This is a genomic window from Variovorax sp. Soil_C_17, from assembly GCF_057657265.1.
Genome location: NZ_JBDGIT010000003.1, coordinates 731,788 through 745,358 on the forward strand (window position 1 = coordinate 731,788; position 13,571 = coordinate 745,358).

Here is a 13,571-nt window from a genome sequence, read left to right on the forward strand (position 1 = left end):
GTGCTTTCGTCTCCACAAGTCACAACGTACGAATGGAGAAGCAAGGCATGATCGGCAACACCCCACTCGTCCTCGCCATTGTCTGCGGCCTCGTGGCCGTGGGTTATGGCTTCTGGGCACGCAGCTGGATTCTTTCGAAGGACCCGGGCAACGCCCGAATGCAGGAGATCGCGGCCGCGATCCAGACCGGCGCGGCGGCGTACCTGGCCAAGCAGTACCGCACCATCGCGGTCGTGGGTCTCGTGCTCGCGATCCTGATCGGCATCTTCCTCGACGTCACCACCGCGGTCGGCTTCGTGATCGGCGCGGTGCTCTCGGGCGCCTGCGGCTTCATCGGCATGAACGTCTCGGTGCGCGCCAACGTGCGCACCGCGCAGGCCGCGACCCAGGGCATCGGCCCGGCACTCGACGTCGCCTTCCGCGGCGGCGCCATCACGGGCATGCTGGTGGTCGGGCTGGGGCTGCTGGGCGTCACCGCCTTCTTCTGGTTCCTGGCAGGCAACGGGCAGCTGACACCCGACACCAAGCTGGCCACCCTGCTCAATCCGCTGATCGGCTTCGCCTTCGGCTCCTCGCTGATCTCGATCTTCGCGCGGCTGGGCGGCGGCATCTTCACCAAGGGCGCCGACGTCGGCGCCGACCTGGTGGGCAAGGTCGAGGCCGGCATCCCCGAGGACGATCCGCGCAACCCGGCCGTGATCGCCGACAACGTGGGCGACAACGTCGGCGACTGCGCCGGCATGGCGGCCGACCTGTTCGAGACCTATGCGGTGACCTTGATCGCCACGATGGTGCTGGGCGCCCTGATGGTCGCGGCGGCGCCGGTCAACGCGGTGCTGTATCCGCTGGCGCTGGGGGCCGTGTCGATCATCGCCTCGATCATCGGCTGCTTCTTCGTGCGCGCCTCGCCCGGCATGGTCAACGTGATGCCGGCGCTCTACAAGGGGCTGGCGGTGTCCGGCATCCTGTCGCTGATCGCCTTCTGGTTCGTCACGCAGTGGCTCATTCCCGACAACGCGATCGCGGCCTCGGGCAGCCAGCTCAAGCTCTTCGGCGCCTGCTTCGTCGGCCTGGCGCTGACGGCCGCGCTGGTGTGGATCACCGAGTTCTACACCGGCACGCAGTATTCCCCGGTGCGCCACATCGCGCAGGCCTCGACCACCGGGCACGGCACCAACATCATCGCGGGCCTGGGCGTGTCGATGCGTTCCACCGCCTGGCCGGTGATCTGCGTCTGCATCGCGATCCTGGCCTCCTACATGCTCGGCGGCCTCTACGGCATCGCGGTGGCGGCCACGGCGATGCTGAGCATGGCCGGCATCGTGGTGGCGCTGGACGCCTACGGCCCGATCACCGACAACGCCGGCGGCATCGCCGAGATGTCGGAACTGCCGGCCAGCGTGCGCGACATCACCGACCCGTTGGACGCGGTGGGCAACACGACCAAGGCCGTGACCAAGGGCTACGCCATCGGCTCGGCCGGCCTGGCTTCGCTGGTGCTGTTCGCCGACTACACGCACAAGCTCGAGAGCTACGGCCAGGCCATCAGCTTCAACCTGAGCGAGCCGATGGTGATCGTGGGCCTCTTCATCGGCGGCCTGATTCCCTACCTCTTCGGCGCCATGGCGATGGAGGCCGTGGGCCGCGCGGCCGGCTCGGTGGTGGAGGAGGTGCGCCGCCAGTTCCGCGAGATCCCCGGCATCATGGAAGGCACCGGCAAGCCCGAGTACGGCCGCGCGGTGAGCATGCTGACCGGCGCCGCGATCAAGGAAATGATGATCCCCAGCCTGCTGCCGGTGGTGGTGCCGATCCTCGTCGGCCTGCTGCTGGGACCGAAGGCGCTGGGCGGGCTGCTGATGGGCACCATCGTCACCGGCCTGTTCGTGGCGATCTCGATGTGTACCGGCGGCGGCGCCTGGGACAACGCCAAGAAGTACATCGAGGACGGCCACCACGGCGGCAAGGGCTCCGAGGCGCACAAGGCCGCCGTCACCGGCGACACGGTGGGCGACCCCTACAAGGACACGGCCGGCCCGGCGGTGAACCCGCTGATCAAGATCATCAACATCGTGGCGCTGCTCATCGTGCCGCTGGTGGTGAAGTTCCATGCCGGCGATGCCGGCGCGATGACCGCGCCGGCGGCCTCGCCTGCCCCGGCGGTCGCTCCGGCGCCGGCGCCGGCTCCGGCACCCGCTGCGGCGCCGGCGGCGGCCGGCGACACCGGCGCCTCGATCAAGACCGATGGCGGCGTGGTCAAGTTCTACTTCGCCTCTGCCAGCGCCGAAGTGCCGGCCGGCTCCAGCGCCGCGCTGGCCGACATCGTGAAGTCCGTGCAGCAGAGCGGCGGGCGCGTGCTGGTCAGCGGCTACCACGATGCCACCGGCGACGCCGAGAAGAACGCAGAGCTCGCCAAGCAGCGCGCCATGGCGGTCGGCGCCGCGCTCCGGATGGCAGGCGTGCCGGACGACAAGGTGGAGCTCGCCAAGCCGTCCCAGGCGCAAGCCGGTGGGCCGCCGGCCGAGGCGCGGCGGGTCGAGGTGAAGCTTCAGTGAGTGTGGAGGCGCGGCGGCGAACGTGCCGCCGCCGGACTCAGTTCAGGCTGGCGCCGTGGGTCGGCAGCGCACCCTGCTCGGTGCTCAGCGGCACGCCCTGCAGTGTGTCGAAGTCGGACGGCGACTCCGGGGGGCGCATCTCTTCTATTTCATGCAGCGAGGCGACCCAGCGGCCGGCTGCGGAGTTGGCAGGCTCGTCGTTGGTGAAGATGCCGTCGCGGATGTAGAAGGTTTCGCCGGCCGGCCGCTCGGTGTGCAGCTCGATGAGGCGCGCGATCGGGAAGGTGTAGGTGACCAGCTTTTCCTTGGTCTTGCGGTCCTTGCCCCCGCAATTGAAGAAGCCCTCGGCAGCAATCACGATGCAGGAGCCGTCGACCTGCGCGGCCTCCTCGCCGCCGAGGCGCCAGACGGCGGTGGGCAAGCGCACGCGCACCTTGTCGATCACGAGATCGCGCTGCTTGTTCAGGGCGGTGAGCGGCGGCACCAGCGAGCGCAATTGGCGCAGGCGCTCGGCGAAGTTGTCGTCCATGGTGAACTCGACGTGGTGCATGGCACCACCCGAGCGCTTGACGACCTGCATGACGACATGACGGGGAGGCCGGCTCATTGCAAACCGTCCTTTTCGATGTCGCGGACGCGCCTCAACCAATAGCAGTGAATGGTTTTAAGCGGAAACATTTATTCGACCGTGAATTAGAACTTAGGTATTGAAGCAAATATTTGCATCAATTGTTTCCAACTGTAGATCGAATTTCGCGCTTTTGGTAGCCGGTCTGCAGCGCCAGATTGGCGTGCAGGGTCTTGAAAATGTCACGAAATGGCCGCGCGCCTGCGCGCGCGTTGCCGGGCCGCCGCGGAAGATTTACTCCGAAGCCGCCTCGGCTGCCTCGGCTTCTTCCAGCGCCTTGCAGGAGGGTGCGCAGACCGTCTGCGACTTCCCCAGGAACTGGCGCGTGCGCATCTGGGAGCGCACGCGGTGCTTGCCGCACAGGAAGCAGGACATGGTCGCGCCGCTGAAGGAGGCCGATGCGCGGAAGGGAGACCCCGAGGCCTTGGCCTTGTAGCGCAGGCCATCGGCGACGATGGCAGTCTTGATTTCAGCCTTGGACATAAGCGGCATCCGGCTCGACAGGGCGCATGACGCGCCCGATCTGGGGCGCCGGAGAGGGGGTAGCGTTCATGAGGGGCATGTGGGGGAATGGCGCGGGATTACAAGTGACCGCCGGCAGCGCCAGCCTCCCGGGCAGCACGGAACTTTACCAGCAGGCTGTGCAGCATCTCGGTCGAAAGGCCATGAATCACCAGCCGGTGCCCGGCCCGCAGGGTGGACAGCGGCACCAGCGGATGCTTGTTGTTCACCAGGATCAGGTGCTCGGGCGCGTCCAGCAGCGTGGCGGCGTAGATGCCGATCGTCTCGTCCAGCTGCAGCGAATTGGCGGCGCGCCAGAAGTCGTTGTCGGTGAGCATCAGTTGGTAGAGCGGGGTGAACAGCTCGATCGCGCTTTGCAGGTCCAGAAAGTTGAGCCGCCCCTTCGGCATGTCCTCCAGCCGCACCCGGGGCTCGCGGATCATCGAGAAATCGACCTCCTGCGCCTTGGTCAGCTCCAGGCCCTGGGCACGCAGCCCCTGATTGAGGCGGATCACAAAATTGAAGAGGTTCAGGTCGTGCTTCAGGAACATGTCGTCCTTCAACGCGTCGAGGTCCTCCGGCTCCAGCGGCGAAGTCTCCACCGGCACCGGCGAGTTGGCGGCGATGAAAGCCAGCACCTGCGAGCCCAGGTGGAAATGGCGCAGGATCAGCCAGTTCGCCTCCGGCGAGACGAAGCGCTTCAAGCCCCAGGCCAGCAGACGGTGCAGAAGCCGCGAATGCGACCAGTTGCGCGGCACGAAGACCTTGCACACCTGGAACAGCACGATGGCCATGCGCGCCAGCGGTCGCAGGAAAGGCAGCAGGTATTGCCGCGAGCCCGAGCTCGAGTCGGCCAGCCAGGCCGCCTTGACCGGATCGGGCAGCGGCGTGCTCTGGTCGAGGTAGAGCGCGAGCCAGGGGCTGGGGTCGCGCGGGTCGTGCGCCTGCGCGAGGAAATCGGGCATCGGCTTCATGCGTGCTTTCGCTGTTGCTGCGTGACGTGCTCGAACTGCATCAGGTAGAGCGCGGCGGTGTGGCGAGCGGTGTCGATGATGCGGCGCGCCGCCCCGCCCTCCTCGTCCAGCGCCATCGCCATCTCGACGGCGGCCAGCCAGCGGTTCAGGTGGTTCTCGTCGTTGTGGCCGTGGTATTCGAGGAAGCGCAAGGCCTCCGGCCGCAGTCTCACGCCTGCCTTGATCAGCGGCAGCAGCGCCGGCACGATGCGCTGGCCCGTGCCTTCGATGATGTAGATCGCGCCCAGCAGGCCGATCGGGTTCGGCGTCGCGGCCAGGCCATGCAGGTAGGCATTGAGCGCCTCGCCGCCGGGGTTGCGGCGCAGCGCGTCGATATCGGCCACGCTGCCGCCGGCCTTGCGGTAGTCCTTGAACAGAATCATGAAGTCGTCCTGCTCCTCGCGGGCATGCACGCCGATCAGGGAAGCCAGGGCCTCGTAGGGCTGGCCCAGCGAGGCGGCGCCTTCGCGCATCCACTTGCTGCCTTCGCGCACCTGGGGAATCCAGTTTTCCATCCAGTTCAGGTAGTCCGGCAGCGCGAAGCGGCGCTCGCGGATCTGCCGCACCAGCGGCGTGCGCCAGACGCGCGAGCGGTAGTCGTGCCAGATCGAGGCCAGTTCGGCAAGCAGTCCGCCCAGCGGCCCGGGCGCGCTCGCCGGGTCGTGCGGCGGGGCGATGGACTCGGGCTCTGCATCGGCATCGGCATCGGCATCGGCCGGCGCCGGCGCTGCCGTGCGCACCGGTGCGCCCGCAGCCGCGGCGTCCGCCGCTTCGAGCTCGAACAGCATGAACGCCGCCATGAAGCGCCCCGATTCCGGCACATAGCAGAAGATCTGCTCGCCCGGCCGCAGGCGGCGGGTCTGCAGGAATTCGGCCAGCATGATCATGATCGAGGCGGCACCCGTGTTGCCGCGCCAGGCCAGGTTGCTGTACCAGCGCTCGCGCGGGATCGCGAGGCCGGCCTTTTGCATCAGCTCGTCGACCACGGGGATGAACTTCGCCGACGAGTAGTGGCACAGGAAATGGTCGACCCGCGCAGGGTCGAGCCAGCCCTCGCGCACCAGCCCCGCGTACTCGTGGATGCCGATGTCGAACAGGTGCGGCAGCAGCCGGATGTCCTGCCGCAGCGATAGCGCGCCCGCGGCCTCGGCCTCGCCCCAGGAGGCGAAATCCAGGTGCCCACGCGCGCGATCCTCGGTCAGGCCCAGCTGCATGCACACCGGATAGTCGCCCGAGAAGGCGCGCTGGTGGATCCACTTGAGGCGCAGCCGAACGCCGGGTGCGCCAGGCGTGCCGGCCAGCGCCGGCGCCCCGTCCGACAGCAGCAAGGCGCCGGCGCCATCGGACAGCATCCAGCGCAGGAAGTGCGAGTCGAAATCGCAGTCGTAGCCCCGGGCCGCGAAGCGCGAGCGCTTGAAGAGGCGCGAGGGCATTTCGCTCGCCACCGCGAGTGCCGAGCGGTGCGCCCCCATCTCCACGCCCTGCGCCGCTGCCTGGATGGCCGACACGCCGGCCGCGCAGATGCCATGCACCGACAGCGTCTCCATGGGCGGCGCCGCCAGCTCGCCCTGGATCATGTTGGCGAAGCCGGGCATCAGCGTATCGCCGCCCGAAGAGCCGCTGGCCAGCAGCGAAACGCGCGATAGCGCCGCCGCGCCCTGCCCGAGGCAGTGGCGGACGGCGCCCGCCGCCAGCTGGGCATTGCCGTACAGGGTGCGGCCTTCGGCGTCGATCGCGTAGTAGCGTTCGCGGATGCCGTTCTCGGCCAGGATGCGCCGCTTGATGCGTTCGGACATCCGGTTGAGCGGCGCGATGTAGGCATCCATGCCTTCGTTGGACACGGGTTCGCCGGGCATGAAGTAGCCGGCGCTTTCGAGGTAGACGCGTTGGAACGGGACGGGCATGGGTCAGGGCGGTGGAAGAGAACTCGCAGGCATCAGCGAACGGCTGCGAAAGCGCGGCACCAGCGCCCCCAGCAGGAACACGCGCCCCATGTAGGGCAGGAGGCCACGCTCGTTGAGCGCCGGGTGGACGCGGTCGCGGTAGCGTTCGCGGTGCAGCCGCGCGAGCTCCGACCAGTGGGCCTGCGAATGCTCGTGGTGCGCCGTGTGCAGGCCGATGTTGAAGAGCAGCGGATTGACCAGCCCCTCGAAGTTGCGGGCGTAGTCGAGGGACGGGCCCTTCGCCCCCGGCCGCGCGTCCGCATGCGCATGCTGCAGGTAGTTGGTGGCCAGCAGCCAATGCAGGCCGTGCAGCTGCGGCAGGATCACGAACAGCAGCGCGCGGCGCCAGTCGAGCGTCAGCAGCGCCGCCCAGCTGCCCAGCCACAGGAGGTACTGCGCCATGCAGTAGCGCCATGCGCCGGGCCGGTGGCGGCGCAGGGTGGCGAGCCAGGCGATGAACATCGGGTAGAGCACGGTCGCCGCCTGCAACGGATGCACCAGATAGCCAAAGAGGTGATTGGTGTCCCCGCCGAAGCGATAGGTGCGCGCCGCGTCCTGCGGTCCGTGCCGGAAGCGGTGGTGATTGGCCACATGCGCCGGCCAGAACACGAAGGTCGGATGGCCCTGCAGAAGGGTCAGCCAGAAATCGGTGAAGCGGTTCGCACGGCGGCCGTGCCACAGCCGCAGGTGCGCATGGTTGTGATGGATCACGCTGACGCCGAGCGTGAGAAAGAGCACCAGCCCGTAGAGCAGCCAGTGGAAGCCGTGAACCCATTGCCACGCCGCAAGCGCCGGCAGTGCCGCCAGATAGGCGAGGCTTTGCCAATCACGCCAGTGGCGCAGCCGCGGCCGGCGAAGCCGGCGCGCGGGCGGAGATGGCAAGTTGGCTGCCACGCCCGGCTACAACAGCATTTCCGGCACGATCGGCGCGATCAGCCTGTTGTAGAAGCGCTGGAAGAAGGTCGCCTCCGGCTCGGACGTGAGCACGACTTCCTTCTCGCCATCGGTGGTCAGCCATTCGAGCCGGCCGGTGTCCTTGGCCAGCCGCAGGCGGTAGGAGTTCTGGACCCGGCTCACGCTGATCACCCGCAGCATCTCGCGTGCCAGCTGCGGGCTGTCGATCAGCATGCCCATCTCGGTGTTCTGCGTGGCCGAGCGCGGATCGAGGTTGGCCGAGCCGATCATGATGCGCGAGCGGTCGATGGCTGCGGTCTTCGCGTGCAGCCGCCCCAGCGAGCTGCCGAAGGAGCCGAAGCGCTTGCTCGCGGTGGTGCGCTCGGGACTCAGCTCGTAGAGGTCGGCGCCGGCTCTCAGCAGGCGCTCGCGATAGCGCATGTAGCCCGTGTGGACCAGCGGCTCGTCGTTGGCCGCCAGCGAGTTGGTCAGCAGCACGAGCTTGACCTTGCGCTTGCCCAGCGCCTCGAAGGCGGCCATGCCCTTCTCGCCCGGCACCAGGTAGGGCGAGGTCATCTGCACCTCCTGCCTGGCCTCGAGCAGGTTGCTCCAGATCCGCATCGTCACGCTGGTGGCCAGGGCCTCGTCGGCGGTCATGGTCGTGGGCTTGGTGGGCGGGTCCGCCACGGCATGGGCCACGCCCCACAGCAGGCCCATGCGCCCCTCGTCGAGCTCCTCGGAGATCGGCCCGTAGCCCAGGATGTCGTTGGGCGGCAGCACGATCTTGGGCGCCGGCGCGGCCATGTCCACCCAGGCATCGAACTCGGCGGTGCCGGGCGTCGCGCCGCCCTGGCCGCGCACGATGTCGGCAATCGGCCAGACCTGCTCGCTGTTCCAGTAGGTGTCGAAGATGGCTTCGAGCTGCGGCAGCACCCTGCCCACCACCACCGCGTCCATGTCGATGAAGTTCTGCGCCTCGCTCAGCACGAAATACTCGTCGGCGATGTTGCGCCCGCCGACCACCGCCATCACGCCGTCGGCGATGAACAGCTTGTTGTGCATGCGATGGTTGAGCCGGTAGATCTCGGCCGGCGAAGCGACGAAGCGCGACAGGAAGCCGTCGCGCCCGCAGCAGAAGGGGTTGAAGAGCCGCACCTCGACATTGGGCGTGCGCGAAAGCGCCAGCAGCAGGTACTGGCTCTTTTCGGTGTAGAGATCGTCCACCAGGATGCGCACCTTGACGCCGCGGGCCGCAGCCTCGCGCAGCGAGCGCATCAGCAGGCGGCCGACGCCGTCGTTCTCGAGCTGGTAGTACTGCACCACCAGCGAGTGCTCGGCACGCTTGGCGAGCTGGATGCGGGCGTCCAGCGAATACACGCCCAGCGGCATCAGGCGGAAGCCGGAATGCTCGCCGGGCGGCGTGGACGCCGCCACCACCTTGGCCAGGGTGGTCGACGGATCGGGAGGCGCCGCGAACGCCATGGGCCGCTCCTTCGCCGGCGGCAGCGAGCCGCAGGCCGCGAGCCCGGCGGCGAGGACACACAGCAACGCAGCGCGCAGCAGATGGACCCATGCGTTCATGATCGTTCCTCTCTCTGATCGTTGTCCGTATACGGCGCCGGTCGCTTGCCGGTTTCACCCTGCCGCACAATCCGTTCGGGTTCTAGAATTTCGCGATGCCTCTTCCCGGAGTTACACCATGACCCGACGGATTCTCGCGCGTCTCGCCGCCTTCGCAGTCGCAGGCTCCACGCTTGGCCCGGCCTTCGCGGCCCTGGACATCGGCGATCCGGTGCCGAAGTTCACGGCCACCGCCGCGCTGGGCGGCAAGACCTTCAACTATTCGCTGGCCGACGCGCTGGCCAAGGGCCCGGTGGTGGTGTATTTCTTCCCGGCCGCCGGCACCACCGACTGCAACATCGAGGCGCATGCCTTCGCCGAGGCCATGGGCCAGTTCGAGGCGGAGGGCGCCTCGGTGATCGGCGTCTCGGCCGACGACATCGACACGCTGAAGGATTTCTCGGTCAAGCAGTGCCAGAGCAAGTTCCCGGTGGCGGCCGACCGCTCGAAGGTCGTGATCGAGGGTTTCGACGCCGTGATGCAGACGCGCCCCGATTTCGCCAACCGGCTGTCTTACGTGGTGGCGCCCAACGGCACGGTCGCCTACTACTACCAGAACCTCAACCCGGACAAGCATGTGGAGCGCATGCTCAATGCGCTGAAGGCGCTGCCGAAGCCGACGGCGTCGAAGTGACGCAATGGGTGCGTTGCGCATTCAGCGAACGCTGACGCCCTCGGTCCAGCCCTTTTCCAACGGGTTCAGCAGCAGCTGGATCAGCCTGCGCCGGTCCGTCTGGATATCGGCCTGAAGACTCATCCCGGACTGCAATGCCTGCGGGCGGCCCTTCACGAGGATGCTCGCCTCGCCCGAGGCCAGCGCGATCTGGGCCCGGTAGGTCAGGCCACCGGCCCGCGGGTCCGGAACGTCGTTGCCCAAGGGCTGGCTCGCCGGGCCCGGTCGCCCCGGCCCGCTCTGCCGGTCGAGCGCCTGCGGGTTCTGGAATTCCGCATCGGCGCTGATCCACTTGACCGTGCCCGCCACCGCCCCGTACTGGGTGAACGGAAAGCTGTCCATCTTGAGTTCGACGGCCTGTCCGACCCTGACATAGCCGATGTCGTTGTTGCTCAGGAAGACCTCGGCGATCAAGGGCGTGTTCTCGGGCACGATGGTCAGCAAGGGCTGGTTGGCTGCGACCGCGCTGCCCAGCGTGGTGATGCCGATGCTCTGGACCACCCCGGCCACGGGCGCGCGCAGGGTCTTCAGCGCATTCAGCTGCTGCGCCTTGGCGAACTCGGCCTGGAGCGCCATGCCCTCCTTGCTGGCCTGCTCGACCTCGGCCAGGATCTGCACCTTGCGCTCCTGCTCCACCACCGCCTGGCGATGGCGCGCCTCCTGCAGGCCGGCGCGCAGCTGGGCGAGCGTCTGGGTCTGCGCGGCCAGGTCATGCTCCAGGCTGACCACCTCCTGCTGCTGCTTCAGCCGCTCGGCTTCGCTGAAGAAGCCTTCCTTGACCAGGGCGAGGCTCTGCTGGTAGCGCTTGCCGGCCAGCTCGAAATTGATCCGCAGCTTGGTGTGCGTCGCCTCTGCCGAGGTGATGGCCTTCGTCTTCTCTTCGACAGCGGCCCTCGCCTCGGCCAGCTTGGCCTCGTAGGCGGCCTCGCGTGCCTGGATGGTGGCCAGCTGACCGGGCGTCAGCGTCGCGGACGGGGCCTTGGCCTGCGCTTCGGCGCCCAGGCCCTGGGGCAGGTGCTGGCCCCTCAGCTCCAGGCTCAGGCGGGCCATCTGCTGCTGGTTCTGCTGCAGGCGCTGCTGGCTGCTGGAGAGATCGGCCTGCGACAGGGTGGGGTCGAGCTCGATCAGCAGATCGCCCTCCTTCACCCGTTGCCCTTCCCGCACGTGGACCGCGCGCACGAGTGCCGGCTCGATGGTCTGCAGCACCTTCACGCGGCCGTCTGGAATCAGGCGGCCCGGCGCCGTGGCCACGATCTCGACCTCGCCGATGCAGGCCCAGGCGATCGCACCCAGGAGCAGTGCCGCCAGGGCCCACATCAGGCCGGAGGCCAGCGGCGCCGCCGGGGTCTCGACGATCGCCAGCGCCGGGGAATGAAAGGTCCGCTCCTTCGCGGAGAGCAGCATCGTCATGCCGCGGCCTCCTGCTGCGGCATGGCACGCGCCGGCAGCGGGCGCAGATGGGGCGCCCGGTGCGCCACGTCCTGCTGCTGCATCGTCCACATCCTGGCGAAAGGCCCGTCCTGTTCCAGCAGATCGCTCATGGCGCCCTGCTCCACGATGCCGCCGCCGTCGAGCACCACGATCCGGTGGCAGTCGCGCAAGGTGGAGAGGCGGTGCGCGACCATGATCACCGTGCGCCCGCGGCAGATCTGCGCCATGTTGGCGTGGATCGCCATCTCGCTCTCCACATCCAGCGCGCTGGTCGCCTCGTCGAGCAGCAGGATGCGCGGATCGCCGATCAGGGCACGTGCGATGGCGATGCGCTGGCGCTGGCCGCCGGACAGCAGCGCACCGCGCTCGCCGACCGGCGTGTCGTAGCCCTGCGGCAGGCCGGCGATGAAGTCATGGGCGCCGGCCTGGCGGGCGGCATGGACGATGCGCTCCAGCGGCGTGCCGGGCTGCGCGATCGCGATGTTCTCCGCCACCGTGCCGCTGAAGAGAAAGCTGTCCTGCAGCACCACGCCGATCTGGCGCCGCAGGCTTTGCGCGTCGCCATGGGCGATGTCCTGGCCGTCGATCAGCACGCGGCCGGACTCCACGCCGTACAGCCGCTGGATCAGGCGCGTGAGCGTGGACTTGCCGCAACCCGAGCGCCCGACGATGCCCACCACCTCGCCGGGCTCGATGACGAGGCTCAGGTCCCGCAGGACGAGCGGCGCCTCCGGCTGATACCGGAAATGCAGCGACTGCAGCTCGATGCGGCCGCGCAGCATCGGCATGGCCTGGGTTTCGATGCCCACGGACTCGGGCCGCGCGTTCATCAGGTCGCCCAGCCGGTCGACCGAGAGCTTGACCTGCTGAAAGTTCTGCCACAGGCCGACCAGCCGGGCAACCGGCTGCAGCACCTGGCCGGCGAGCATCTGGAACGCGATCAGGCCGCCGACCGACAGCTGGTTCTCCATGACCAGGGTCGTTCCGACCCAGAGGACGGCCAGCGTCATGGCGCGCTGCACGGCCTGCGAAACGCTCTGGGCTGCATTGCCGAACTTCTGCACGTCGAAGCCGGCCGTGACCTGACGGGCCGCCAGCAGGTCCCACTTGCGCTGCCAGATCGCGCCGAGCGCGAGGCTCTTGACGGTGTGCACGCCCTGGATGCTCTCGACCAGGAAATTGCCCGCCTCGGCGCTTCGGTCGAACCTGGCTTTCAGGGCGCGCTCGAAGAGAGGCTGCGCGACCAGGCTGATCATCGCGAGCAGCGGCAGGCCGATCAGCGCAACCAGGGTCAGCTTGAGGCTGTAGAGCAGCATCACCGCGATGAAGATGCCGATGAACAGGCCGTCCAGCAGCGTCGTGAGGGCGCTGCCGGTGAAGAAGCCGCGGATGTTCTCGAGCTCGCGCGTGCGTGCCAGCGTGTCGCCGGCCTGGCGCTGCTCAAAATAGCGCAGCGGCAGGCTCAGGAGATGCCTGAACAGCTCGCTGGACAGCCCGGCATCCAGCCGCGCCGAGGTGTGCGCCAGCATGTAGCCCCGCAGCACGCTGGTCACCGCCTCGAACACGATGAGCCCGGCCATGCCGATGCCGAGCACGTGCAGCGTCGAGAGGCTCTTGTGCATCAGCACCTTGTCGATGATGACCTGGCTGAACAGGGGCGTCGTCAATGCGACGAGCTGAAGCAGGAAGGCGCCGAGCAGCACCTGGCCGAGCGGCTTGCGGTAGCGCCACAGCAGCGGCACGAACCAGGCGAGGCCGAAGCGCGGCGGCGCCTCGCCCGGCGGAGTCGCCAGGCGCAGCGGCTGGTGGAACACGAGCGCCGTGAGCGAGCCTTGCTGCCCGTACTCGTCGGTGAGCGCATCCAGGCCGACCCAGCGGAATCGCGCCTTGCCCGGCTCCCACAGCAGAAACTCTTCGGCGGCCCCGGGCGACGGCGGCGACTGCGCATCGGCAGGGCCGGTTCCCTGGCCGCCCGGCGGATGGGGAGCGGGGGTCGAGCGCCGCGCAACCAGGGTGGCGATCTTCTCGTCGGGCCCGAGCAGCAGGCCGGGAACCGGTACGGTGACGGGTCCGCCCGCCTTCCTGCGCCCGAAGCGCCGGCCGGTCGCGCGGCGCCGGACATCGACCGGCCTGGCCTTGAGGCCCAGCGCCTGGGCGGCCCACCGGATGTCCTCGAGCGTGACCCTCGTCGCCGGTTGCCAGCCCAGAGATTGGCCGATGGCGCGCGGCGTCAGCCCCAGCGAAAAATGCGCCGCGATGGGTTCCAGCGCGGACAGGGCCAGGCGCGCTGGGGCGGAGGCGGCAGGATCGTTCACT

Annotated in this window: 10 protein-coding genes; 2 read left to right on the top strand and 8 right to left on the bottom strand. The window is 68.5% G+C overall.

Annotated features, from left to right (window positions below; genetic code table 11):
* The first annotated feature begins 47 nt into the window (after nucleotides 1–47).
* Nucleotides 48–2,552, top strand: a complete 2,505-nt coding sequence (locus AC3A6Y_RS18620) for a sodium-translocating pyrophosphatase (RefSeq protein ID WP_487869698.1) — start codon at nucleotides 48–50, stop codon at nucleotides 2,550–2,552.
* A gap of 37 nt (nucleotides 2,553–2,589) precedes the next feature.
* Here AC3A6Y_RS18620 and AC3A6Y_RS18625 read toward each other — a convergent pair whose 3' ends face one another.
* The 6 genes from AC3A6Y_RS18625 to AC3A6Y_RS18650 all read right to left on the bottom strand — a co-directional run bounded on the left by AC3A6Y_RS18625 (nucleotide 2,590) and on the right by AC3A6Y_RS18650 (nucleotide 9,112).
* On the bottom strand, nucleotides 2,590–3,159 hold the full coding sequence (locus tag AC3A6Y_RS18625) for a hypothetical protein (protein WP_487869699.1): 570 nt from the start codon (nucleotides 3,157–3,159) through the stop codon (nucleotides 2,590–2,592).
* A 255-nt stretch (nucleotides 3,160–3,414) separates the two neighbouring features.
* Nucleotides 3,415–3,663: a hypothetical protein gene (locus AC3A6Y_RS18630; RefSeq protein WP_487869700.1), complete on the bottom strand. Its 249-nt coding sequence runs from the start codon at nucleotides 3,661–3,663 to the stop codon at nucleotides 3,415–3,417.
* 98 nt (nucleotides 3,664–3,761) lie between these two features.
* Nucleotides 3,762–4,655, bottom strand: a complete 894-nt coding sequence (locus tag AC3A6Y_RS18635) for a DUF6999 family protein (RefSeq protein WP_487869701.1) — start codon at nucleotides 4,653–4,655, stop codon at nucleotides 3,762–3,764.
* Nucleotides 4,652–6,598, bottom strand: a complete 1,947-nt coding sequence (locus AC3A6Y_RS18640) for a 3-oxoacyl-[acyl-carrier-protein] synthase III C-terminal domain-containing protein (RefSeq protein ID WP_487869702.1) — start codon at nucleotides 6,596–6,598, stop codon at nucleotides 4,652–4,654. The genes AC3A6Y_RS18635 and AC3A6Y_RS18640 overlap by 4 nt, the downstream gene beginning before the upstream one ends.
* Before the next feature lie 3 nt (nucleotides 6,599–6,601).
* Nucleotides 6,602–7,519, bottom strand: a complete 918-nt coding sequence (locus tag AC3A6Y_RS18645) for a fatty acid desaturase (protein ID WP_487869703.1) — start codon at nucleotides 7,517–7,519, stop codon at nucleotides 6,602–6,604.
* Nucleotides 7,520–7,537: 18 nt separating this feature from the next.
* The gene (locus AC3A6Y_RS18650) at nucleotides 7,538–9,112 is read right to left on the bottom strand and encodes a phospholipase D-like domain-containing protein (RefSeq protein ID WP_487869704.1); all 1,575 of its coding nucleotides are present in this window, start codon (nucleotides 9,110–9,112) and stop codon (nucleotides 7,538–7,540) included.
* A 118-nt stretch (nucleotides 9,113–9,230) separates the two neighbouring features.
* Between AC3A6Y_RS18650 and AC3A6Y_RS18655 the strand changes: the two genes are divergently transcribed.
* Nucleotides 9,231–9,785 carry a peroxiredoxin gene (locus AC3A6Y_RS18655; protein ID WP_487869705.1) on the top strand — a complete coding sequence of 185 codons (555 nt, stop codon included), beginning with the start codon at nucleotides 9,231–9,233 and terminating at the stop codon, nucleotides 9,783–9,785.
* Nucleotides 9,786–9,806: 21 nt separating this feature from the next.
* Here AC3A6Y_RS18655 and AC3A6Y_RS18660 read toward each other — a convergent pair whose 3' ends face one another.
* Both AC3A6Y_RS18660 and AC3A6Y_RS18665 read right to left on the bottom strand, forming a co-directional pair.
* Nucleotides 9,807–11,234: an HlyD family type I secretion periplasmic adaptor subunit gene (locus tag AC3A6Y_RS18660; protein WP_487869706.1), complete on the bottom strand. Its 1,428-nt coding sequence runs from the start codon at nucleotides 11,232–11,234 to the stop codon at nucleotides 9,807–9,809.
* Complete coding sequence (locus AC3A6Y_RS18665; protein WP_487869707.1) at nucleotides 11,231–13,570, bottom strand: peptidase domain-containing ABC transporter; 2,340 nt, start codon at nucleotides 13,568–13,570, stop codon at nucleotides 11,231–11,233. The genes AC3A6Y_RS18660 and AC3A6Y_RS18665 overlap by 4 nt, the downstream gene beginning before the upstream one ends.
* Nucleotide 13,571 lies beyond the last annotated feature (1 nt).